Source organism: Streptomyces sp. TAA204, from assembly GCF_000424965.1.
Map to the genome: position 1 here is coordinate 52,039 of NZ_AUKW01000023.1, position 23,399 is coordinate 75,437.

At 69.1% G+C, this 23,399-nt stretch carries 20 protein-coding genes and 2 pseudogenes; 6 read left to right on the plus strand and 16 right to left on the minus strand.

The window, feature by feature from the left end:
* Positions 1-410: 410 nt before the first annotated feature.
* Positions 411-2,021 carry an MFS transporter gene (locus H343_RS32375; protein WP_051265847.1) on the minus strand — a complete coding sequence of 537 codons (1,611 nt, stop codon included), beginning with the start codon at positions 2,019-2,021 and terminating at the stop codon, positions 411-413.
* A 436-nt stretch (positions 2,022-2,457) separates the two neighbouring features.
* On the opposite strand from H343_RS32375, the gene H343_RS0123085 reads away from it, so the two are divergent.
* The 3 genes from H343_RS0123085 (at position 2,458) to H343_RS32380 (ending at position 4,556) form a co-directional block, all read left to right on the plus strand.
* Positions 2,458-3,108, plus strand: a complete 651-nt coding sequence (locus H343_RS0123085; RefSeq protein WP_028433066.1) for a class I SAM-dependent methyltransferase — start codon at positions 2,458-2,460, stop codon at positions 3,106-3,108.
* Between the two features lie 87 nt (positions 3,109-3,195).
* On the plus strand, positions 3,196-3,567 hold the full coding sequence (locus H343_RS0123090; protein WP_028433067.1) for a BlaI/MecI/CopY family transcriptional regulator: 372 nt from the start codon (positions 3,196-3,198) through the stop codon (positions 3,565-3,567).
* Positions 3,564-4,556: a M56 family metallopeptidase gene (locus H343_RS32380; RefSeq protein WP_078506049.1), complete on the plus strand. Its 993-nt coding sequence runs from the start codon at positions 3,564-3,566 to the stop codon at positions 4,554-4,556. The genes H343_RS0123090 and H343_RS32380 overlap by 4 nt, the downstream gene beginning before the upstream one ends.
* A 139-nt stretch (positions 4,557-4,695) precedes the next feature.
* On the opposite strand, the gene H343_RS32385 is transcribed toward H343_RS32380, so the two are convergent.
* The gene (locus tag H343_RS32385) at positions 4,696-5,505 is read right to left on the minus strand and encodes an AraC family transcriptional regulator (RefSeq protein WP_051265850.1); all 810 of its coding nucleotides are present in this window, start codon (positions 5,503-5,505) and stop codon (positions 4,696-4,698) included.
* Positions 5,506-5,663: 158 nt separating this feature from the next.
* Here H343_RS32385 and H343_RS32390 point away from each other — a divergent pair.
* Positions 5,664-7,133 (plus strand): annotated as a pseudogene (locus H343_RS32390) (MFS transporter).
* A gap of 30 nt (positions 7,134-7,163) precedes the next feature.
* Here H343_RS32390 and H343_RS0123110 read toward each other — a convergent pair.
* From H343_RS0123110 to H343_RS0123120, 3 genes are all read right to left on the minus strand, one after another.
* Positions 7,164-7,427: a cation transporter gene (locus H343_RS0123110; RefSeq protein ID WP_158679604.1), complete on the minus strand. Its 264-nt coding sequence runs from the start codon at positions 7,425-7,427 to the stop codon at positions 7,164-7,166.
* Positions 7,424-8,569, minus strand: coding sequence for an urease accessory protein UreH domain-containing protein (locus tag H343_RS0123115; RefSeq protein ID WP_037904802.1), 1,146 nt, complete (start codon positions 8,567-8,569; stop codon positions 7,424-7,426). Before H343_RS0123115 ends, H343_RS0123110 begins: the two co-directional genes overlap by 4 nt.
* A gap of 115 nt (positions 8,570-8,684) precedes the next feature.
* Positions 8,685-9,122, minus strand: a complete 438-nt coding sequence (locus tag H343_RS0123120) for a hypothetical protein (protein ID WP_158679605.1) — start codon at positions 9,120-9,122, stop codon at positions 8,685-8,687.
* Between the two features lie 270 nt (positions 9,123-9,392).
* Between H343_RS0123120 and H343_RS0123125 the strand changes: the two genes are divergently transcribed.
* Positions 9,393-9,893 (plus strand): DUF1772 domain-containing protein, encoded by a 501-nt coding sequence (locus H343_RS0123125; RefSeq protein ID WP_028433071.1) that lies wholly within the window; start codon positions 9,393-9,395, stop codon positions 9,891-9,893.
* 52 nt (positions 9,894-9,945) lie between these two features.
* Here H343_RS0123125 and H343_RS32395 read toward each other — a convergent pair whose 3' ends face one another.
* A complete protein-coding gene (locus H343_RS32395) occupies positions 9,946-10,632 on the minus strand; it encodes a TetR family transcriptional regulator (RefSeq protein ID WP_051265853.1) in 687 nt (228 codons plus the stop codon).
* 97 nt (positions 10,633-10,729) lie between these two features.
* On the opposite strand from H343_RS32395, the pseudogene H343_RS36115 reads away from it, so the two are divergent.
* Positions 10,730-11,602, plus strand: a pseudogene (locus H343_RS36115) (FAD-dependent monooxygenase); the annotation flags it as partial.
* 325 nt (positions 11,603-11,927) lie between these two features.
* Here the strand turns inward: H343_RS36115 and H343_RS0123145 are convergent.
* The 10 genes from H343_RS0123145 to H343_RS32405 all read right to left on the minus strand — a co-directional run bounded on the left by H343_RS0123145 (position 11,928) and on the right by H343_RS32405 (position 23,394).
* Positions 11,928-13,532, minus strand: coding sequence for a multicopper oxidase family protein (locus H343_RS0123145; protein WP_486587027.1), 1,605 nt, complete (start codon positions 13,530-13,532; stop codon positions 11,928-11,930).
* Between the two features lie 225 nt (positions 13,533-13,757).
* Positions 13,758-14,372: a DUF305 domain-containing protein gene (locus H343_RS0123150; RefSeq protein ID WP_028433075.1), complete on the minus strand. Its 615-nt coding sequence runs from the start codon at positions 14,370-14,372 to the stop codon at positions 13,758-13,760.
* Between the two features lie 87 nt (positions 14,373-14,459).
* Positions 14,460-14,894, minus strand: coding sequence for a DUF6153 family protein (locus H343_RS0123155; RefSeq protein WP_037904853.1), 435 nt, complete (start codon positions 14,892-14,894; stop codon positions 14,460-14,462).
* Between the two features lie 73 nt (positions 14,895-14,967).
* Positions 14,968-17,238: a heavy metal translocating P-type ATPase gene (locus tag H343_RS0123160; protein WP_028433077.1), complete on the minus strand. Its 2,271-nt coding sequence runs from the start codon at positions 17,236-17,238 to the stop codon at positions 14,968-14,970.
* 71 nt (positions 17,239-17,309) lie between these two features.
* On the minus strand, positions 17,310-17,591 hold the full coding sequence (locus tag H343_RS0123165) for a heavy-metal-associated domain-containing protein (protein ID WP_028433078.1): 282 nt from the start codon (positions 17,589-17,591) through the stop codon (positions 17,310-17,312).
* A gap of 182 nt (positions 17,592-17,773) precedes the next feature.
* A complete protein-coding gene (locus H343_RS0123170; RefSeq protein WP_028433079.1) occupies positions 17,774-19,189 on the minus strand; it encodes an NADH-quinone oxidoreductase subunit N in 1,416 nt (471 codons plus the stop codon).
* A gap of 5 nt (positions 19,190-19,194) precedes the next feature.
* Positions 19,195-20,676, minus strand: coding sequence for an NADH-quinone oxidoreductase subunit M (locus H343_RS0123175; protein WP_028433080.1), 1,482 nt, complete (start codon positions 20,674-20,676; stop codon positions 19,195-19,197).
* A 2-nt stretch (positions 20,677-20,678) separates the two neighbouring features.
* Entirely contained in the window at positions 20,679-22,553 is a 1,875-nt protein-coding gene (locus H343_RS0123180) for a proton-conducting transporter transmembrane domain-containing protein (RefSeq protein WP_028433081.1), read from the minus strand.
* Positions 22,550-22,855 (minus strand): NADH-quinone oxidoreductase subunit NuoK, encoded by a 306-nt coding sequence (gene nuoK / locus H343_RS0123185; protein ID WP_028433082.1) that lies wholly within the window; start codon positions 22,853-22,855, stop codon positions 22,550-22,552. The genes H343_RS0123180 and nuoK overlap by 4 nt, the downstream gene beginning before the upstream one ends.
* Entirely contained in the window at positions 22,852-23,394 is a 543-nt protein-coding gene (locus H343_RS32405; RefSeq protein ID WP_486587028.1) for an NADH-quinone oxidoreductase subunit J, read from the minus strand. The genes nuoK and H343_RS32405 overlap by 4 nt, the downstream gene beginning before the upstream one ends.
* Positions 23,395-23,399: the final 5 nt, after the last annotated feature.

Here is a 23,399-nt window from a genome sequence, read left to right on the forward strand (position 1 = left end):
CTCGCCCAGTCTGGGCTCACCTCAGAAATATACCCTGGGGCCGTACCCGAACCCCGGGGCGGAATCTGCACGAGCGGGAATCACCGGGAACTCTTACCTCATTCGGGGCAGTGCCTGCCGCTTCTCTTCCACGGCCGAAGGCGTTCCGACGTAGTCCAGCGGCAGTGCGCAAGTCGTGGGCCTCGGCGAAGACGTTGATCCGCGGATGGATACGTGCGAACAACGGATGCGACACCGCCTTGATCATGCTGCTCTGCTCACCGATCAGTCAACGAATCCGGTACCGCGCCCGCATACGGCCGACCTCCGGCCGTGAGGCCCTTCTTGCACGTCGACCAGACTCAACCTGTGGTTGCTGGCCATGTGCTGGTCGCCCACCCGTTGCGCACGGCGGCCGAGTGGTCTCCAAGTCACTGCTTCGCACCGCCCCTTTCGACCGCGGCGTTGTCCGGCGTCTCCTGCTGCCCAGGCTCCGGCGTCGCAGTCGTGACGCCGGTTGGCGGGACGTGCCGGAGCGCTACGGCCGCGAGGACGGCTCCTGCGAGGGTGATTCCGGCGGACACAGCGGCAGCGACGTTGAACCCGCTGGCGAACGCGTCGCGTGCAGCTCGCAGGAGGGACGAGCCAAGTTCGGCCGGGAGCTGACCCGCGCCGGCAACGGCGCCGTCGATGTTCTCCCTCGCGGCCTTCTCGACCTCACCGGGCAGGCCCGACGGGAGGTTGCTGTCGATCTCGCTGCGGTACTTGGCGACCCCGATGCTGCCGACGACTGCGACGCCGAGTGAGATGCCGAGGTCGTTCACGGTGGAGCTCAGCCCGCTGGCAGCTCCTGCCTTCTCCGGCGGCACGGAGCTGACGACGAGGTCGGTGGTGAGCGCCATGGACGGTGCCACGGCCGGGTAGACGACGACGAAGCTCGCGATGAGCAGAGGCAGGCCGGTGGAGCTCCCGACCTGGGTGAGCAGCAGGTAGCCCACCACCTGAACGGCCAGGCCCACGGCGATGACGTACCCGGGCCGCACCCGACGCGCCATGACGGGGGAGAGCGTTGCCACCGCGATCAGTCCGACTGCTGGGGGCAGGATCGCGAGCCCGGTCTGCAGCGGTGAGAGGTCGGTGACGAGCTGCAGGAACTGGGTGAACATCAGGTAGACGCCGCCAAGTCCGGTCGCGGCGAGGATGAACACGCCGAGTGCGCCGCCGACAGTGCGGTTGCCGAACAGTCGTACGTCCAGCAGGGGTTCCGAGGAACGCAGCTGCCGTACGACGAACAGCAGACCGAAGACCACGCCTACGCCCACTGCCAGGAGTGATTCACCGAGCGGCTTGTCCGCCGCGACTGCCTTGATGCCGTAGATGAACGGCAGCAGGGCTGCCAGCAGAAGGAACGCGCTGAAGATGTCGAGACGTCCCTGCCCTGCGCCCTGGTGCTTGGGCAGCAGCAGAGGTGAGCCGATCAGCACCACCACCATGACCGGAACCGCGACGAGGAAGGTCGCCCGCCAGGAGAAGGCCTCCAGCAGGAGCCCACTGAGCAGCGGACCGAGTGCCACACCGGCCGAGATCCCGGCAGCCCAGGCGCCGATCGCAACGCCCCGCTGCTTGGCGTCATGGAACATCGTGAAGATCAGCCCGAGCGTGGCTGGAGTCTGCGCGGCGCCTGCCAGCCCGAGTACCGCGCGCCAGACGATCAGCATTCCCGGATCGTCGGTGTAGGCGGCGGCGATCGAGCCCACAGCGAAGACCGCGGCACCTGCCATCAGCAGAGTCCGGTGACCGACGCGGTCGGCGACAGTCCCCATCAGGACGAGGAACCCCGCCATGAGGAAGCCGTAGATGTCCAGGATCCACAACGCCTGCGTACCGCTCGGCCTCAAGTCCGCGGCCAGAGAAGGAATCGCCAGGAACAAGATCGTGAGCATCATGAACAGGAGCATCGCGGGCAGCACCAGCAGCCCCAGCGCGATCCACTCCCTGAGCCCGGCAGTCGGTGCTTCGGGCGAGCTATTCGCCTCGGACATCGCTTCTCCTCCCTCGGAGGCACCGTCAGACGTCGCCTCTGGCGGCTGACGCCGCATCAATATACCCCTACGGGGTACAAGTATAGGAAACTAAAAGTGCGCCGCCTCCTCGTCAAGGCCACACATCAAGGAGGCCCGGCGGCGGGGTCAGGGGCGGATCATCTGATGGAGTACTTGCTGCACTACAAGGTTGGTTGGGGGCAGCCGCGGCCGGAGTCGCCGATCAATAAGCCAGGCCTCAGAGTGATGTCGACTGGGCCCGAGGCGCGGCACTGTGAGGCGCCCCTCTTAGGGGGTAGGGGTATACCACCCGTCGGTGATCAAGATCCGGTCAGGGGTGGCTGCGTGCCGTGCTGGACGCGCCGTGAGAGTGCTCCTAAACTCCTTAGGAGTCACTGACGGGGTATCCCGTCGTCTGATCGACGAGGAGAGCAGCATGGCCAAGAAGGTGTCGCATCCGTTGTTCGCGCGCCTCTACCCACGGATCAACGCCTTCGCGGAGGCGCACGGGTCGATCGAGCACCGCCAGGAACTCCTCGCGGGGGTCCACGGCGTGGTGGTGGAGATCGGCGCTGGTACGGGCGCGAACTTCCGGCACTATCCGCCGGAGGTGGAGCGGGTCGTCGCAGTGGAACCGGAACCGAGGCTTCGGGCGCACGCCGAGCGGGCCGTAAAGGATGCCGCTGTGCCGGTGGAAGTCCTTGACGGCCAGGCCGAAATGCTGCCGGTCGAGGACGCCACTGCCGATGTGGCCGTGGTCTCGCTCGTCTTGTGCACGATCGCCGATGTCCCCGGGGCGCTCGCCGAAACCCAGCGCGTGCTCAAGCCGAGCGGCGAACTGCGGTTCTACGAGCATGTCCGCTCGCAGGAGCCCAGGTCATTCCGGCGGCAGCGGGCCCTGAACCCGCTGTGGCGGCTGATCGGAGGCGGGTGCAATCTCACGAGGGACTCCGAACACGCCATTCAGGAAGCCGGGTTCACCGTCTCGACGGTGCGTCATTTCGACTTCCTCCCCGGAGGCCGGCCCAATCCGGCCGCCCCGTCGATCATCGGAGCCGCCCGTCCGTCGGCAGCTGACGGGCGTTAGCGGCGAACGAACGGGCCGGAAGCACCGACCCCCAGTTTCCTAGGCGGCTTAGGATTACGGTCACGTGCCAGACCGGAAGGAGGGTTCATGCCGCAGTTCGGTGACCTGGAGGCCGCGATCATGGACGCGGTGTGGGAGGCGGGCGAACCGCTGCGCGTACGTGAGGTGCTGGAGCGCCTCGACCGGAACCCGGTGCCGGCGTACAACACCGTGCACACGGTGACCGAGATCCTCCACCGCAAGGGCTGGTTGTCGAAGGAGCGCGACGGGCGAGCCTTCCGCTACGGCGCGACCGCCACCCGTGACAAGTACATCGCCGGACTGATGGGCGAGGCGCTGGCCGGCAGTGAGAACCGTGCGGCAGCCCTGATGAGCCTTGTCGAAGACATGGAGCCTGCCGAGGCGGAGGAGCTGCGCGGTCTGCTGGACGCCGCTCGCAAGAAGAAGAGCCGGCCTTGATCATCGCGTTGGTGCTCTTCGTGTACGCGGCCTTGCTGTGCACGGCGGGGAGCCGGGTGGTGCGCCGGAGCCGTTGGGCGGACCGGGCACCCCGATTGGGGATCACCGTCTGGCTGGCGATGGGTGTCTCGGTGCTCGCCTCGGCGGTGATCTCGAGCCTTGCCCTGACCGTGGTGACCGTCCGCGTCAGCTCCGATCTGGTAGCCCTTCTGCAGTCGTGCCTGATGACGCTCCGCGCGCAGTACACCTCTGCCCCATGGGGTGCTGCTGCCGCGGCGAGTGGTGCCGTGCTCGCGCTGGCAGTGCTGGTGCGAGCGGGGTACTGCCTGGCGGTTGTCGCGCGGACCGCAATCCGGGAGCGGGACAGGCATGGCCAAGTCCTGGACCTGGTCGGTCGAACGGACGCCGGGCGCGGGCTGGTTGTACTCGACCACGACGGAGCAGCCGCCTACTGCCTGCCTGGCCCGCAGCCTCGCACCGTGGTGACAACAGGCGCGCTGCGCGTCCTTGACGATGCTCAGCTCGCTGCAGTGGTCGCGCATGAGCGTGCCCATCTCGCCGAACACCACGACGTGGCCCTGGCCTGGTCCGCCGCACTGGCCCGGGCCTTCCCCCGCATCCCGCTCTTCCGTGACGCGCAGGCCGAGGTGGCCCGGCTGGTGGAACTACGGGCCGACGACGTCGCCGCCGACCAGTCCGGCCGCCTGACCGTCGCCGGGGCGCTGCTCGAGGTGGCGACCGGCCGTGGCTCTGCAGTCGTGCCCGGGGTAGCGCTCGGGGCGGGCGGCAGCACCACCGCCCAGCGGGTGCGCCGGCTCATCGCCCCGCACCGGCCGCTCGGCCACGTCGGTGTCGCCGCGGGCTCGCTCACCGCTGCCGTGTCGCTCGCTCTCCCAGTGCTGATGCTCGGTGGGCCCGCCGCTGCGGCCATGGGCCTGAGCTGCTGCTCTCACCTCGCCCCGTCGTCCAAGGTCACCGCGACACACTGAGCTCCCTCTTCCCATGACACCTGATCCGCCGGACAGTGCCTTGGGTCGGGGCGTGCACGAATGGACCGGTGTCGTATGGCCCGGACACATCGCGAACGAGGGCCGCGGCGGCCCGAGTTCGTGCTTGGCAGAGATGTCCTCAGCGGCCATCCGGCGAATCGGAGATCGTGAGGGGCGGCAGAGGTATGTCCTCGCCATTGAGGTAGCGCTTCGGGGACGTGCCGACCGTTCGCCGGAATGCGGCGAGGAATGCGCTGGGTGTCTCGTATCCCACTGTGTGTGCTACCCGGGATACGGGTTGGCCTTCGGCGAGAAGGGGCAGGGCGGCTCGCAACCGTACGTGGACGCGCCATCGGTCGAAGTTCAAGCCGGTGTCGTCGACGAACAGCCGGGTCAGGGTCCGTCGGCTCACTCCGACGGCTTTCGCGTGGGCCTCGAGGCTGCGCGGGTCTCCTGGGTCGGTCAGCAGTGCGTCGGCCACGGCAGATACGCGTTCGTCGACGGGATTCGGCACATGGATGGGTGTCGTCGGCAGCGGCCGCAGCAGATCCAGCACGACCGCCTCGGCCCGCAGCCGCGCGTCGCCGGTGAGGTCCTCCCGGTCGAGGTAGGCGATCAGATGGGCCAGCAGCCCGTCGACGGCGACCGGTGTGGGCTCAGTCCAGGCGAGCGCGCACCGGTCCGGTTCGAAGTAGAGACCGCACAACACCGCCTCACGGGTCGCGCCGGTCCGGTGAACGATCCCGGCGGGCAACCACAGCGCCCGTGTGGGCGGCAGGACCCAGTGGACGTCGTCGACGGCGACGCCGAGCACACCGCGTCGCGTCCACGCCAGCTGGTGCTGCGGGTGACTGTGCGGGGCGAACCACTGCCCTGACGACAGCGGGAAGTTCCCGACGACGATGGCTCCCGCCCCGGTCGGGGCGGCACACTCGAAAGGCTCGGCCATGCATCCCAGCCTATGTCCTGTACGCGATACCCCCTGGCCTTGTAGCGCATTGTGGCCAGCATGCCCGCTGCGTAGCGTCGTCGCATGGCGATCAATTCTTCGAGCCGCGGCCGCGACTGCAACGAGTACGTGCAGGTCATGCCGACGGGGCGTTCGGTATGACGACGGCATCAACCCCGCTCGCACATGCCGGTCGCCGTTCGTTGGCGCTGACGGTGTTGTGCTGCGTGCAGTTCATGCTCGTCCTGGACGACACCGTGGTGAACGTCGCTCTCCCCAGCCTCCGGGAGGAACTCGGCTTCAGCGCCGCGGGTCTGACGTGGGTCGCCAATGCCTATTTCCTCGCCTTCGGCGGGATGCTGCTGCTGTTCGGCCGCGTTGCTGATCTGTTGGGCCGTCGTCGCATCTTCCTGGCAGGTGTGGCGTTGTTCGGTGCGGCGAGTCTCGTCTGCGGGCTCGCACAGGAGCCCTGGTAGCTCGTGGCCGGGCGGTTCGTACAGGGTGTGGGCTCGGCCATGGCCAGCCCGGCTGCGATGTCGCTGATCACCCTCCTGTTCCCCGGTACTGAGGAGTGCGCCAAGGCGCTCGGCATCTGGGGCGGCATCGCGGGTCTGGGCGGCACGACCGGCCTGGTGATCTCTGGTGCGTTGACCAGCCTTGCGTCCTGGCGGTGGATCTTCCTGATCAACCTGCCGGTCGCCCTCGTCGCGGTTGCGGTGTTGCCGCGCCTGGTCGCCGAGAACCGCGCCGTCCGCCCGGCCCGCCTGGATGTCTCCGGTGCCGTACTGGGCACCGGCGCCCTTGTGCTTCTCGTCTACGGTCTTCTCCAGTCCGCAGAGTCCGGTTGGGGCAGCACGGCCTCAGCCATACCCCTGGTCCTCGCTCTGTTCCTGGCGATCTCCTTCATCACCGTCGAGGCGCGCACGGCCGAGCCTCTCGTCTCGTGGGCGTTCGTGTCGTTCCGGACGCGTGCCGTTGCCAACGGCACGAGTCTGCTGTTCACTGCCGCCTTCTTTTCGCTGTCCTTTCTGCTGATGCTGCATCTGCAGACGGTGCTGCGTTACAGCCCGCTCACGGCAGGCTTGGCCTTTCTGCCCTACGGCGGTGGCATCCTGGCCGGTGTCTGGCTCTCCTCCCGAGCTATGGTCCGATTCGGGACGCGCTGGACGCTCGTGGCGTCGTTCCTGACCAGTTCAGCGGGACTGCTGCTGTTGTCCGGGGTGTCATCGGGTAGCAGCTACGCGGGCGGAGTGCTGCCCGGCATGCTCGTTGCGAGCCTCGGCTCCGGCCTGGGCTTCCCTGTCTTGACGGTTGCGGCGCTCACGGGCATCACCGAGGAGAACGCCGGCCTCGGCTCGGCCGTACTCACGTCCGTTCAACAGGTCGGCGGCGCTGTGGGGTTGGCAACCCTGGTCACGCTGGCTACGCGCCACGGTGACACCGTGGAAGCATCGGCGGGCGAGGGGCGCACAGCGACGGCGGGCTTTTCATTCGCGCTCACCGTCGCTGCCGCCCTCCTTGCTCTCGGCGCCGTTCTCATCACCACGCTGCTCGGGCGGCACAGCGACTCAGGACCCTCAACCCGGGCTTGTGAGAATGCAGATGAGTCGCCGGCGCCATCGGGGTAATCGGGGACAGAGGCCGTTGAGCAGCGTCGTTCAGTGCGCTAGTCGGGCCGCGTAGTCGCCTGCTCCTTCCACTGCGGCGACCAGCACGGCCGGGTCCACGTCGACGCCTGCCTCGAGGCGGATCGTTGAGCGCCCGGTGCGCACGGCAGTGCTGGCGGAGCGGACCCCGGGGATCTCCTCCAACTCGTCGTCGATGAGGAGGCCGCAGCTGGGGCAGTGCATCCCGTCGACGTGCAGCACGACTGTCACGTCACCGTCACCTTCGGTCTTCGTCTTGCGGCTGAACAGGTTCACGATTGCCTCGACTTGAAGTTGATGGTGCCGGTCTGCATGCCCATGGAGCAGGAGAAGCGCAGCTTCCCGGTCTTGGGGGTTCCGAGGTCCACGTCGGTGTCGCCGTATCGCTTGACGATCTTCTGCACACCGAGGGACGGGATGGTGAACGCACGGGCGCACCCACCGGCGTTGTCACCGTGCAGCACCAGCTTGGTGGGAACACCTGCCTTGGCGCTGAACGCGGTGGTCTCGTAGAAGTCGGTGACAGTGAGGGTGATGATCTGCTTCCCCGAACTGTCCGTGCGCACGGGCTCGTTCGGCTTCCCCCTGTCCTCAGCCCGCCCTGATGGCTCTGGCGCGGCTGCGGGGCTCTGCCTGCTGTCCTCGTCGGAGGGCCCCCACCCGCCGGCCTGCACTCCGGAGGCGATCGTCCAGACCGCCACGGCCAGGACGACCACGCCGGTGAGGCTGCGCAGTGAATCGGAGAATGAGGTGCCCGAGCGGCGGAAGAGGAAGCCGAGGATGGTGAAGAGCGGAGCGGTGCCGACTACGAAGCCTGCCATCACAGCTGCGCCGGATACGAGGGATCCGGTGGTGACCGCGATCAGCTCTACGGACAGCGTCACGCCACAGGGCACCAATACCGTTGCGAAGCCCACCAGCGTGGGCGTGACCACCGATGTTGTCTTGGCGCTGCGACGCAGGAGACGCCCGAAGAACGCCGGCGTGCGTGGAAGGAAACGCCCGACTGCCTTCACACCGAACAGGTCGAGGGCGAACAGCACCATCAGCGCTCCGGCGATGATCAACAGTGCTGCTTGTGTGCGGGGACTGGGCTGGAGTGCCGCTCCGAAGACACCGAGAAGTGCGCCCAGGATCGCGTGGGAGAGCAGCTTGCCGAGCAGGAAAGCTCCCACTGGGGCCAGATTCTCGGGTGTCGGCTTCAACGGGGCTGTGGAGCGCGGCCGTACGGGGTCCGGGTCGGGCTTCGAAGAGGACGAGGGTGATGTCCGGGCAGGGATCGGTGAGCTGTCCCGGCTGGGATTGCGGCGCGTGACCGCGGCGGCCAGCAGCCCTCCTTGCACGGCGGCGCAGGAAGCGCCGCCGGCCAGCAGCCCGGTGCCCACACCAGTGACGAACAATGCAACGGTCGACGGCATGCGTCGTAACTCCTGTTCTGCAACGACAGCACGCGCATGAGGACTTGAGCGTGCCGCGGTGGACGTGGGGAATTCGGTGTCCCGCAGAGGCATGGACCTCACGGGTGGCGAATGATCACGTCCGCAGTACGCACAGCTGGTGCAGATCAGGAGGGGGTTTCGCCGCAGGAGGCGCGTTGGGCTGCGTCACCGGCGTTTCCGGCGGGCAGAGAGCCGTCGTCCGGGAACCGGCAGCGAGCGCCGGGGCCACGCCCCCGTGCTGGGCGAGGACTGCCTCCGGGGAAGCGCACTGCTGCTCGACCATCGGGCAGTGCCGATCCCCGTCAGGTGCGTGGGTGGCCATCGGCTCGGCGTGCCGGCCGGCATCGGCGGACATGTGCCCGCCGGCAGCCTCCCCGCTGGCAGCTTCGGCGGCCGCGGCGGAAGACGTCATCTGCATCGAGTCCGGCATCGCCATCGCGGGCCGGGCAAGTCCGGTCAGGCAGAGCATGAGCGCGCACACCATGAGCGCCCCGGAGAGCCCCCGGAGCGCAGGCGGCACGCATCGCGTCATGCCGGTCATGCTAAGGGCAGGCTCGCAGAGCCGGTTGATGGGGACCAGCCGAGTGGCGGCGTGCCGGGAGCGCGGGGCGTCGCTCCTCGGGCCTGGCGGACGACCAGCAGGGACGTACCCACAGCGCCTATTCGTACAGCGAGGCGCTGCCGATGCCGGCCTGTTGGGCGACCTGCGACAAGGGCGGCTCCACCGTCCGGCCCGCAACCAGCCGGTTGAGCCCTGCGGTCACGGCAGAGCCGTAGGGGCGGGACGGGGAAGGAAGGCGTCATGACGAATGTGGTCGGGGCTCTCGCGGCACTTCTGACGGCAGTGGCGATGGCACCCGCTCTCGCTCACGCGCTGGAGGTGCCCGGCAAGCTGCGCCTCGCCCGTGACGAGTACCTCGTGGTCCAGCGGATCTACTATCCCGGATTCACCATCGCAGGGAGCATCGAATTCCCGAGCATCATCGTGACGGCGATCGCGCTGGCGCTGACAGAGACCGCGAGCCCCGACTTCACATTGCGTGCCATCGGGCTCGTGGCCCTCGTGGGGATGCAGGCGGTCTACTGGCTGCGAGTACACCCTGTGAACGGGTTCTGGCTGGAAGGCGAGAACCTCGACCGGTTCAGCACGGGCTTCTTCACTTTCGCAGCGCGGCACCGGGATGCCGAACGGAACGGTCACGTGGAGTGGACCGCTCTGCGTGACCGCTGGGAGTCCGGGCACGCCATGCGCGCGGCGCTGTCGGTGGTCGGTGTCACCGTCCTCATCGTCGCGCTGGCGTGATTCCACGGCAGCGACGTCTCCCATGCATCCATCGCGTCCGCCGACTTCCGCTTCATTCGCCGGACTTGGCGGGAAGGGTGGCGAGAATCCCGCCGACGATGAATGCGACCAGCCTCTCGGGGTCGACGCCGCCGGGCCCGCTCGCTGATGTGCTGCTGTCCGTCTGTGATGCCCAGTCCAGCGTCGCGTACGCGCCGGACTGGTAGACGCTGAGCAGCCCGATCATGTTGGTGTAGGCGAACCGGACGGCACTGTCTTCGAGTTCGGGAAGCGCGCGTCCCAGGGCGGCCAGATAGCGACCTTCGACCGGCTCGACCTGTTGCGCGAAGATCTCCCGCACCCGGGCGTCCGGCTCACCCATCACGCGGCCGATGAAGCGCGCGACGGCCAGTCCACGACTGCCGTGCGCCTCTGCCAGGCCGACGCCGGGTTCGACGAAGGCGCGTACGAGGGCGGCTACCGACGTCGGTTGAGCTTCTGATTCGAGGTGCTCCAGTCGGATGCGGCGCTCTTCGTTGACGGTGCGCATCGTCTGGTCGATGACCGCGCGCAGGAGCCCTTCCTTGGAACCGAAGTGGTAGTTGACCGCGGCGATGTTGGTTCCGGCTGCGTCGGTGAGTGTCCGCAGCGAGGTCGCCCCGATCCCGCGCTCACCGAACAGCTCAACCGCCGCCTCGATGAGCCGCTCTCGCGTGGATGCCCGCTGTCGCGCGGCAGGCGCCTGGTCGGATCCGGCCACCGCACCTCCTTGTGTTGCCGGAAGGAGCTACATGCTATAACACTCGATTGAAGCAGGCGTTTGAAACAATCGATTGAATCTGTGAGGGGTGGCATCTATGGGCACGGACAAGGCGATCGTCGTCGGCGCGGGGATCGGCGGCCTGACCGCGGCGCGGGCTTTGCAGAGCATCGGATGGCGGGTGGCGCTCTACGAGCAGGCACCGCTCATCGGGCCGGTCGGCGCGGGTCTGGCCATCGCACCGAATGCCGTCAAAGCCCTGGACCACCTCGGCCTGGGGGCCGCCCTGCGCGAGCGCGGTCTGCGTCAGGACGGGCTGGAGATCCGGCTGCGAGGGGGCAGGCGCGTTGCACGCATTCCAGCCGCCGGTATCGAGCGACGCTACGGCGCCCCCTTCTACGCGCTGCACCGTGCCGAGATGCACCGCCTGCTCATGACAGGCCTCGACCCCTCGGTGCTGCACACAGGCCGTCGCGCCACGGACGTCACTACCGCCGCTGACACGGCCACGGTCACCTTCGACACCGCACACGGCCTGGTCACAGAGACTGCCGATCTGGTCGTGGCCGCCGATGGGGTCGGCAGCGGGCTACGGGCGGCACTGCTGCCCGACTACCCGGGGGCGGACTACGCCGGCTATACGGTCTGGCGCGGCATCGTTCCCGCCGAGAGGGCAGCGCCCCTGGGCATGGCGCCGATCCTCACCGAGACCTGGGGACGCGGCGCGCGCTTCGGCGTCGCCGCGATCAACGACGGCCAGGTCTACTGGTTCGCCGCCGAGGGCATGCCCGAGCACGCCACCCCCGAGCGCGACCTGGACAAGGTGGCCGGCCGGTTCCGGGACTGGCACGAGCCCATCCCCGAACTGCTCGCTGCCACCCCGGAAGACGCCCTGTTGCGTCATGACGTGTACTACCTGCACGCCCGGCTGCCCACCTTTGTCCGCGGCCGCGTGGCCCTGCTCGGCGACGCCGCTCATCACACCCGACATCGGTCAAGGAGCCTGTCTCGCGATCGAGGACGCCGTGACCCTTGCCGTCGCCATCGAACGATCAGGCGTCGTCGGCGGCTTGAGCGCCTACGACGCCACCCGCCGCCCCCGCACCCAGCGGATGGCCCGTACGTCCGGCAGGCTGGGCCACATGCTGCAGACCCGCAACCGAGCCGGAGTGGCGCTGCGCGACACCGTCGCCTCTCTGATTCCGACCCGGCTGCTCATGGGGGCGGCGGGGACGGCCTTCGCCTGGAATCCCCCTTCGGCGCAGGAGAGTTCAGCGTGACCGCCGATGAGCCCTTCAACCATCCGCGCCGAGCTGCTGGTTGCGGTAGCCCAGGATGGTCATCATTCCTGATTCCGAGTGGTAGACGTTGTGGCAGTGGACCATCCACAGGCCGGGGTTGTCGGCGTCGAAGTCGACGCTGAGGGTTCTGTCCGGGAGGACGATCGCGGTGTCCTTGCGGGGGCCGTTGTCGGCCAGGGCGAAGGTGTGGCCGTGGAGATGGACGGGATGCCACATCTTGGTGGTGTTCTTGAAGACGAGCCTGACGCGTTCGCCCGCGCGGACGGGGTAGCGCTGCTCCGGGTCGTATTTCCGTTTGTTGAAGGCCCAGTTGTACTTCGCCATGCCACCCGTCAGGGTCAGTTCGATCTCGCGGTCCGGCTTCCCGGGGCGTAGCCGGACGCTCGGGTCCGGGCTCAACTTGCTGGCGGTCAGCAGCTTTCCGGACAGTTCTGCCGGGCGGGCGGACGGCTTGGGGGCTGCGCCGCCTCCCGTTCGCAGCAGCGCCATGCCCGTCTGCTTCTTGCCCTCGGCCAGAACTGTCAGGGGGAAGACGCCGTCCTTCGCCGTGACGAGCACGTCGTAGCGCTCTCCCATGCCCAGCAGGAGCCCGTCCGTCTTGGCGTGTTCGACGGGGAAGCCGTCGGTGTGGGTCACCGTCATGGTGTGGTCGCCGAGTGCGACGCGGAAGGCGGTGTCACCACCGGCGTTGATGATGCGGATGCGGATGCGGTCGCCGGGCTTCGCACGGTAGACCTCCGGGTCCTCGGCCACGCGTCCGTTCACCAGGTAGTAGGGGTAGGAGACATCGCCCGCGTCGCCCCCGAGGAGGCGGCTCGTAGCGCCCATCATCATGCGGGACGGGCCGGATTCCTTGGGTGAAGGCGACGCGTTCTCGGCCATCGACATGCCGCTCATGTCGTGGCCGCCGTGCTCCATGCCGCCCATGCCCTTGCGGAGTTCGGCGAACACGGCGTCGGGTGTGCTTCCGTCCACTCCGTCGACCCAGTCGTCGAGCACGACGACCCACTCCTTGTCGTAGGAGAGGGGTTCCTTCGGGTCCTCGACGATCAGCGGGGCGTAGAGACCGCGGTCCTGCTGCACGCCGGAGTGCGGGTGGAACCAGTAGGTGCCCGGGTGAGGGACCGCGAAGCGGTAGTCGAAGGTAGCGCCGGCCCGCACCGGCTCTTGGGTGACGTCGGGCACGCCGTCCATGTCGTTACGCAGAGCCAGGCCGTGCCAGTGCACCGAAGTGGCCTCCGGCAGATGGTTGGCGAGGGTCAGGGCGAGGGTGTCTCCTGCGGTCACCCGGATCTCCTGCCCCGGCAGCCGGTCGCCGTAGGCCCAGGACCTGACCGTGCAGCCACCCAGATCGAGCCGGGTCTCCACTGCGGTGAGCCGCACCTTTCGTGGTGGTCCGGGTTTCCGCCCGGCTTCGGCGGCGGCGGCCTCTTTCCCGCCGGGGGAGACGTAGCCGTCGGGGCCGGTAAGGGCTGACCGCGAGGTCGCTGAGTCTCTGGTCGGGGACGTTGAACAGGCTGTGAGTAGGCCGCCTCCGGCAGCGGCGATTCCCGCGCCGAGCACGGCGCGGCGGGTTGGTTTGCGCATGGCTGAGTGCATCTCGATTCGTGTCGAAATCACGGGGCCGCCGCCTCGCGGGCGGACGCGGCAGGGCAGAAGCAGGCCGAGCCGGGGAATCGCGGCTGTGCCCTGCTGCAGGGCATGCCGACTTCTTCCGGGCTCACCAAGGGGAGCCGCCGGCATTCCATCGTCGGCGAGCTGTTGAGGCTGTCGATCTACGACAGAGCCGGGCAGGGGGCCAAACCAGGGCGGCCCCCTGCGCGGCTACTTGCCGAGGAGCGTGTTCATCTGCTTGATCTCGGCTGTTTGCGAGCTGCCGATGTCCGTGGCCATGTCCATGGCGGACTTGCTGGCGCCCTCCGACTTCTCGGTCTTCGCCATCTCCACGGCGCCCTTGTGGTGTTCGATCATCATCTTCAGGAACGCGGTGTCGAACTCCTTGCCGGAAGCCTTCTTGAGGTCTTCCATGTCCTGGGGCTTCATCATGCCCGGCATGTCTCCGGAGTGGTCCATGCCGGGCATCTCCTCAGGCACTTCCTGACCCCAGGATTTCAGCCAGCCGGACATCTTCTTGATCTCCGGGCCCTGCGCCTTCTCGATGTCCTCGGAGAGGCTCTTCACCTTCGGGGAGGAGGCACGCGAGGCGGCCAGCTCGGCCATCTCCACGGCCTGGCGGTGGTGCGGGATCATGCCCTGCGCGAAGGACACGTCCGCCGCATTGTGCTTACTGCCCTTCTTGGCCGGGGCGGAGCTCTTGTGGCCGCCGCCGTGGCCGGCGGAACTGTCGTCGCTCCCGCCGCAAGCGGTCAGCACCAGGGCGGCGGTGGTGGTGGCAGCGACTAGCGCAGCTGCACGGGAAAGGGATCGGTACTTGGTCATGGTGATTCTGCTCCTGCGCGGTGAGAAGTGATGGTGTGCGTGCCGGATGGCGGCGCAGGCGCGGGGCCTGGCGCCGTGCGGCACGGCCTATATACGCAGGAGCTGTAGTTGCGACAGTGAGGGCGGCGCCCGCTCTGTGGCAGAGGCGCCGTCACGTACCCCGTGATCCGTCGGCGAGTCGGCACCGGCGACCCCGCTGGGGGCCAGTGCGTCCAGGGCCGGACCACCGCTGATGCCGGTCGCCACACAGGTGGCGTCGGCATGCTCGAGATGGCCCCTGCCACCGTCGTGGCCGTAGGCGCTGGGGTGACAGGCGCTGTCAGCCGCGTGCATCGCCTGCTGACCGGGCCCCGTCATCTCGGCACCGTGATTGCTGACTGACGACATGGCCCGCTCGTGCTGGGGCATGGGGGCGGCGGGCCCGAGGCCGTGCATGGCCACGAGCCCTGTCAGCACCGCCAGGACCAGCAGCACACACGCACGCGCGCCCAGGGGGCGGTACGAGCGGCGGGAGCTGGCCATGTTCGTCATCCTAGAGTTAGGACTTCCGTACGTCCGGCGATCGCTGCAGTGAAGCGGAACACTTTCCCGTCCCTCAGGTCCTGGTCACTGGTCGGAAGCGTCGCAGTCGGAGGCTGTTGCTGACGACGAAGACCGAGGAGAAGGCCATCGCCGCACCGGCGATCATCGGGTTGAGCAGCCCGGCAGCCGCCAGGGGGAGGGCGGCGACGTTGTAGGCGAAGGCCCAGAACAGGTTGGACTTGATCGTCGCCAGGGTGCGGCGCGAAAGGCGTATGGCATCGGCGGCGGCCCGCAGGTCCCCTCGTACGAGCGTGAGGTCACCCGCCTCGATCGCCGCGTCCGTTCCCGTGCCCATCGCCAGGCCCAGTTCGGCCTGGGCGAGGGCCGCCGCGTCGTTGACACCGTCGCCGACCATGGCCACCGACCGGCCCTCGCCCTGCAGCCGCTTGATCACGTCGACCTTGTCCTCGGGCATGACCTCGGCGATGACGTCCTCGGCGGAGATGCCGACCTCGGCGGCCACCGACTCCGCCACCGCACGGTTGTCACCCGTGAGGAGCACCGGCGTCAGGCCCAGGCCGCGCAGGAGCCGAATCGCCTCCGCGCTGGTGGGCTTCACCGCGTCGGCCACCTCAAGTACGGCACGTGCCGCACCGTCCCAGGCGACCGCGATGACCGTGCGCCCCGCACCTTCCGCTGCGGCCTTCGCATGAGCGAGCCCGTCCGGGAGCGGGATCGTCCAGTCCGAGAGCAGCCTCTCCCGGCCCACCAGTACCGCGCGCCCTTCGACGACGCCTTGGACGCCGAGTCCAGGGACGTTCGCGAAGTCCTCCGGTACGGGCAGAGCGCCCACCCGCTCGCCGGCCCCACTCGCGACCGCGCGGGCGATGGGGTGTTCGGAGGCGTTCTCCAACGCGCCTGCGAGCCGCAGAACTTCCTCCTCGTCCACACCCTCGGCCGTGTGCACCGCAAGCAGCGTCATCGTGCCGGTGGTCACGGTGCCGGTCTTGTCGAGCACGACGGTGTCGGCCTTGCGGGTGTTCTCCAGCACCTCGGGGCCCTTGATGAGGATGCCCAGCTGAGCCCCCCGTCCCGTACCTACCAGCAGCGCGGTCGGCGTCGCCAGCCCCAGGGCGCACGGGCAGGCGATGATCAGGACGGCGACGGCGGCGGTGAAGGCGGCCGTCAGGCCCGCCCCCTGCCCCAGCCAGAAGCCGAGCGTGCCCAGAGCGAGCACGATCACGATGGGAACGAAGACGCCGGAGATGCGGTCCGCCAGCCGCTGGGCGGCGGCCTTGCCGTTCTGCGCGTCCTCCACCAGCTTTGCCATGCGTGCCAGTTGAGTGTCGGCGCCGACCCTGGTTGCCTCCACGACCAGCCGTCCGCCCGCGTTGAGGGTCGCGCCGGTGACACTGTCGCCGACGCCGACTTCGATGGGCACGGACTCGCCGGTCAGCATGGAGGCGTCCACGGCCGAACTGCCTTCGGTGACGACGCCGTCGGTGGCGATCTTCTCCCCCGGCCGTACGACGAAGTGGTCCCCGACCGCGAGGTCTTCGGTACGGATCAGCGTCTCGCGTCCGTCCCGGAGCACCGTCACTTCCTTGGCACCCAGCTCCAGCAGGGCTCTGAGCGCGGCACCCGCCTTCCGCTTCGAGCGGGCCTCGAAGTAGCGCCCGGCCAGGATGAAGGCGGTGACGCCCGCGGCGGCCTCGAGATAGATGTTGCCCGAGCCGTCGGTACGGGCGATCGACAGCTCGAAGGGGTGCACCATCCCCGGCTCGCCCGCCATACCGAAGAACAGCGCCCACAGCGACCAGGCGAACGCCGCCAGCGTGCCAACGGAGACCAGCGTGTCCATCGTCGCCGCACCGTGCCGGGCGTTGGTCCACGCAGCCCGGTGGAAGGGCCAGCCTGCATAGGTGACCACCGGCGCCGCGAGGGTCAGCGAGAGCCACTGCCAGTACTGGAACTGCAGTGCCGGGATCATCGCCATCGCGATCACCGGCACCGACAGCACGACGGATGTGGTCAACCGCTGCCGCAGTGTGACTACCTCATGGGATTCCTCGGGGGAGTCGGCTTCGCTGTCCGGAGCGGCAGCTGGGCGCTCAGGGGCGGGCGGGGTGGCGGTGTAGCCGGTGGCCTCGACGGTGGCGATCAGGTCCTGCACCGCGACGTCCTCGGCGTAAGTGACCTTGGCCTTCTCGGTCGCGTAGTTGACGGAGGCTTCCACTCCGTCCATCCGGTTCAGCTTCTTCTCGATACGGGCCGCACACGAGGCACAGGTCATACCGCCGATGGCGAGCTCGACTTCAGCGTTGGCAGGTGTGGTGGTGGTCATCACTGCTCCAGTGACGCGAAGGGGCGCGGGCCCGTACGACAGGTAGAGGCCGCGGGATGGGCAGCCAGGCGTCAGACCCGGCCGGTGAGCTCATAGCCGGCGTCGTCGATCACCTCGGCGACCAGCGCGTCGTCCAGGTCGCTGTCAGAGGTAACCGTGACACGGCCGGCAGCCAGATCGACACGCACGTCGCTCACGGCGTCCAGTCCGCTGATCGCCTTGGTGACAGTGCCGGCGCAGTGGTCGCAGGTCATGCCGGAGACGGCATAGACGGTGCCTGCCGTCGCTGCCTTGTCGGAGTGGCAGCTGCCGTCGGTGGTGCAGCAGGACGAGCTGGCGGGGGTTTCCTGCATGGTTTCCTCCAGGGAAAGTGATCAAGCTGGATACCCGAGGGGGGTATTGATTTGTTAGCCATGTATACCCCCTCCCCGTATAGATGGCAAGTGTCGGCAGGGCGAGCGGCGTTGTCGGATCCGCCCCGTGCGTTCATTGGCGTCGGGCCAACGCAGCCTCGCGGCGCGAGGGCAGGTCCCGGCTACCGGGTCAGGGGGTCGGAGAGCGTGCCGAGGACCAGCTGGGCTGCGATGCCAAGGGCGAGCGTCAGCCCGGCGGAGGTGATGGCCGCGGTGGTGGCCCAGTGTTCCGCAGGTGGGCCGACGAAGGCCGCGTCGTGGGTCCCTTCGGCCGAGACCGTGGGGGCGATCCAGCGCAGGTAGTAGAAGAGGCTGGCGATCGTGTTGACGGCGGCGACGACGACGAGCCAGGCCATGCCGTCGCTCCACGTGGCGGAGAAGACGGTGAGCTTGCCGGCGAACACCGCCGTCGGTGGTGTTCCGACCAGGCCGAGCAGGCAGACGGTCAGTGCGCCCGCAAGCCATGGGTGCTGCCGGCCCATGCCGCGATACGAGCGCAAGGTGCGTAGGTTAGGCAGGGCTGCGGCCGCGGCGAAGGCGCCGAGGTTGGTGACCGCGTAGGCGGCGAGGTAGAGCCCCAGGCTGGGAAGAGCGTCAAGCCGGTTAGCGACGGCGACAGCCATCATCAGGTAGCCGACCTGGCTGATGGTGGAGTAGCCGAGCAGCCGTAGCGGGTCGGTCTGGGCGAAGGCGGCGAGGTTGCCCAGCGTCATGCTCGCGGCGGCGAGAAGGGCGATCAGCAGGCGCCAGCCGACGGTCTCTTCGGGGATGGTGGTCAGCAGGCGGTACAGGGCGATCAGGGCGCCGACCTTGGGGACGGTGGTGAGGAACGCGGCGGCCGGTACGGTCGCTCCGGCGGCGGCGTCGGGGACCCAGAAGTGGGCGGGTACGGCGCCTGCCTTGAACAGCAGTCCGGCGAGCACGGCCACCGTTCCGGCCGCTAGTGCTCCGGCGGAGGCGCGGGGGAGGCCCTTGGTGAGCGCGGCATAGTCGGTCGCCCCGGCGAGGGCGTAGAGAAGCGTGATCCCCAGCAGCATAGTGATGCCCAGCAGCACTCCGAGCAGGTAGAGCTTCAAGGCGGCTTCTGCGCCGATCGCGTCGCGGCCCCAACCGGCCAGCGTGTACAGCGGGATGGATGCGAGCAGGTAGGCGACGGCGAGCAGGAGCAGGTCGGAGGTGCCCGCGAGGAGGATGCTGCCCAGGGCGGCCAGCAGCACGAGCATGTTGAACTCGCTCTCGCGTCGGTCGCCGCGTACCCGTCCCACCGACAGCAGCAGGACGATCAGCGATGCAGCCGGGACGATGATGCGGGCAGCGCCGGTGGCGTCGTCGAGGGCGTAGGTGCCGTCGTAGACGGTCCGGTCGGCGCCCGGGGCGAGCACGGCCCCGGCTGTCAGCGCTGCGGCGAGCGCCGCTACGGCGGTGAGTCGGGTGATCCACTGGCGTTCGCGGGGCACGAACGATCCGGTGAGCAAGGTGACCACCGCGCCCGCCATGAGCAGGATTTCGGGGAGGAGGGCCAGGGGGTCCTCGTTCATGCCCTTCACCGGGCGACCAGGTCGACGGCGGTGCGTGCGGCCGGTTCGACGGTGTCCAGCAGCATGCGCGGGTAGACGCCGATGGCCAGAGCCGCAGCGAGAAGCGGCGCAATCGACCATGCCTCGGCAGCCCGCAGATCGGCGAACCTCTCCGGGGAGCGGGCCGGGCCGAGCAGCAGTCGATGCAGGGCGTGGAGGAAGAGCCCGGCGGTGATCAGAATGCCGAGCAGGGCGAGGGCGGTCGCCACCGGCGCCGGACCGAGGCTGCCGGCGAAGATCTGGAACTCCGCGATGAAGCCGCTGAATCCGGGCAGGCCCAGGCTGGCGAAGGCGGCGACGGCGGTGAGTCCGGCGAACCGTGGCGCCGGCCCTGCCAGTCCGCCGTAGGAATCCATTTCATATGTGCCGCCGCGCTCCCAGAGCACTCCGGTGAGCAGGAACAGCGCGCCGGTGATCAAGCCGTGGCTGACCATCTGGACGACCGCGCCGCTCACCGCCACCGAGCGGGCCTCCTGATCGCCGCCGGCCAGTCCGGCCGCGCCGACGGCGAGCAGCACGTAACCCATGTGATTGACGCTGGTGTAGGCGACCAGGCGCTTGAAGTCGGTCTGCGCGAGGGCAACGAGGGCGCCGTAGAGGACCGAGACGACGCCGATGACCACGAAGGCGAGCGCCCAGCTGCGCCAGGCATCGGGGAGCATCGGCATGGCGATGCGTACGAAGCCGTAGGTGCCCATCTTCAGCAGAACGGCCGCGAGTACGGCGGAACCGGCGGCGGGGGCGTCGGTGTGGGCGGGCGGGAGCCAGGTGTGGAAGGGAACAGTCGGCGTCTTCACCGCGAGCCCGACCGCGATCGCCAGCAGCACCAGCGCACCGCCCGGTCCGCCGCCCTGCAACGGCGGCTCCCGGGTCAGCTCGACCATGTCGAAGGTGTGCGGGGAGGAGGCTGCGTACAGGCCGATGAAGCCCAGAAGGATAGCGAGTGAGCCGAGGAAGGTGTAGAGGAAGAACTTCAGGGCGGAGCGGACGGCTTGGGCGCCGTGCCCCCAGCCTGCGATGACGAAGTACATGCCGACGATGGACAGATCGAAGAAGACGAAGAAGAGGATCAGATCCAGCGCCGCGAACACCCCCAGGCACGTGGTCTCCAGCGCGAGGAAGAGAGCGGCGAACCGGCGGATGTCCCGCTGCCCGCGCAGCGAATACGCCGCGCACGCGAGGAAGACGAAGGCGGTGAGCGCGAGGAGCGGCAGCGACAGCCCGTCCACGCCGATGTGGTAGCCGGAGCCGACGCCCGGGATCCACGGAAGGTTGGTCTCGTGACCGAAGCCCGGTCCCGCGTACGTGCCCCACAGCGCCACGACAAGGGCCAGCTCCGCCAGCGACACCGCGACCCACAGCCACCGCACCGCGGTCTCGGACAGGCCGCGCAGGGCGAGGAGGATCAGCGAGGCGACCAGCGGGAAGAAGACGGTCAGGGAAAGCATCCTCACCTCAACAGCAGGAGCAGCAGCAGGAGTACGGCACCGGCGAGAGCCGACACGGCCTGGGCGTAGTACTGGTGGAGCTGCCCCGTCTGCGGGCGGCGCGCCAGGTCGCCGAGCCGGCGGGCGCCGCCTGCGACGCCGCGTACGAGGCCGTCGACGCCCGAGCGGTCGGCCGCCCCGGCCCAGGCCGCGAGGCGGCGGGCGCCGGAGGCCGACGCCATGACGGCCCGGTCGAGGACCGCGTCGTCGAAGTGGGCCAGGAGGCGGGAGAGCCGGAGCGTCGGGCGTACGACGAGCACCAGCGCCGCGGCCTCCAGGTGCAGCCAGGCACGTGCCCAGGACGGCTCGGGCAGTCGCGGGGCGAGCGCGATCGCCGCAGCGGTGCCGGCCAGGGACAGACCGGCGGACAGCAGCATGGTGCCGAGCCCTGCCGAGGATTCCCCGGCTGCGCCCACGGTCCCCTTGAGCCAGGCGGCAAGCGGTGGCAGCGCGAGCAGACCCGATGCGGAGGCGCCGAGGGCCAGTACGAGCAGGGGCGCGGTCTCTCCTCCCCCGATGCGGGAGCGCGTCTGGACGCCGAGGCGGTCCGTCGGCGCGGACCGTAGGACGTAGCCGATCGCCTTCCCTGAATACAGCGCCGAGAGCAGGACGGCTGCCAGCGCCACACCGAACAGACCAGGGGTGCCGACGGCAGCCAGGATCTCGTCCTTGGTCGCCCACAGCGACAGTGGCGGCACGCCTGCCAGCGCGAGGGCACCGACGGTGAACGCAGTACCGACCGCGCGGTGTTGGCGGCCGACGCCGCACAGGGCGGGGAGTTGCTGCGTGCCGTAGGCGGAAAGCCAGACCCCGGCGGCGAGGAACAGCAGCGACTTCACGGCGGCGTGCGCGACGAAGTGTGCGGTGCCGCCGGCGATTCCGCCCGTCCCGGCAGCGAGGACCACGAACCCGAGCTGGGCGCACGTGGAGGCCGCCAGCAGCTGTTTCAGGTCGCGCTGGGCCAGGGCGACGGCGCCCAGCAGCAGCGCGGTCAGCGCACCCGCCCACGCCGTGGCTGGTGCCGCCCACCCGGCGGCTTCCAGCAGCGGACGCATACGCAGCAGCAGATAGCCGCCCATGGCGACCATCGCGGCCGAGTGCAGCAAGGCACTGACCGGACTCGGCCCGAGCATGGCTCGGGAAAGCCAGAAGGAGAAGGGCAGTTGGGCGGCCTTGCCGAACGCCGCCGCCAGCACACCGGCGGCGGCAACGTGCAGCCACGGACCGTGCAGTGCGGTCAAGGCCTCCAGGGACAGCGCAGCCGGGCCGCCCGTGGAGCCGGCGGCCAGCGCGGCGCCGGCTGCCACGTACAGCCCGATGTCACCGGTGCGCGTCGTGAGGAAGGCGGTGGCGCCCGCCGTCACGTGCTCGTCCTCGCGCCAGCGGAAGGCGATGAGCGCGTACGAGCTGGCGCCCATGACCTCCCAGGCCAGGAGCAGACCGGTCAGGGTCGTCGCCGTCGCGGTCAGTAGGATGGCGGCCTCGAAGACCAGCATCAGCCCGAAGAAGCGGGGACGGCCGTCACGCATGCCGGCGGCGGAGAAGAGGAGAACGAGCAAGCTGACGGCGGCGACCGTCACGATGACGGCGGCGGACAGACCGTCGACGCGCAGAGCGAGCGGCCCCCCGGGCAGGAACGGGATGCGGGTGTACGCCCGTACGGACGCGGCAGTGGTGGCCAGTACGAGCGTGACCGCGGCGATGGCCACGGCCAGCAGCGACGCCGGATGCCACACCCGCGCCCGCACGCCCTCCCGGTCACGGTCTCCGCCCGCGCCGACCAGCACCACGCCGGCAGTGGCCGGGAGCAGCACGACGGCCGACAGCAGGGCGCTCACTGCCTCAACTCCGAGGCCATGTCGGTCATATCGGCGTCCTTGGCACGGAACAGGAGCGTCACCACGGCGAAGCCCATGGCCATCTCCACGGTCATGGCCGTGATCACCACCAGCACCAGCAGCTGGCCGTCGGCGCGATCCGGAGCGACGAAGTACCAGAAGGCGGCACCGGCGACGATCACCCCGTTGAGCATGAGTTCCAGGCCCATCATCACCATCACGACAGACTGTTGGCTCAGCGCTCCGAAGAGCCCGACCGCGAACAGCGCCGCGGCCAGCACCAGGAACATCTCCAAGGTCACCGCCGGTTCACCGAGCCTTCGCTGGCTGCGTGGGCATCGTCTCGGTCGTACCGGCTGCGGCCCGCGGCCAGTACGAGCGCCGCGACGATGGTGGCGAACAGCACCGCACCGATGCCCACCATCACCAGCATCTTGCTGCCCATGATCGCTTCTCCGACCGCGCGGGTCGGGTCCGCCGGCCGCGCGGTACGGCGCTGCGGCCAGGGCACGAGCAGCGCGCCCGCTGCCATCACGAGGAACACCCCGAGGGAAATGGCCAGCGCTCCGCGCCGGTTGTGCAGCATCGACATGGGCATCAGGCCCGCAGGATTCATCATGAACATGATCATGAAGACGCCCATGATCGCCATCTCCATCACCATCATCAGAATGGTCACCACCCCGAGGTAGGCCAGGTCCAGCAGAAGCACGGCCGCTCCGACGGCGACGAACGACAGCGCGAGGGCGTACGTGGCGCGGGCCATCGAGTCCACCCGGAAGACCGCGACCCCTGAGGCGACAGCCACCACCGCGCATACGGCGAACGCGGCAAGCTGCACCACGC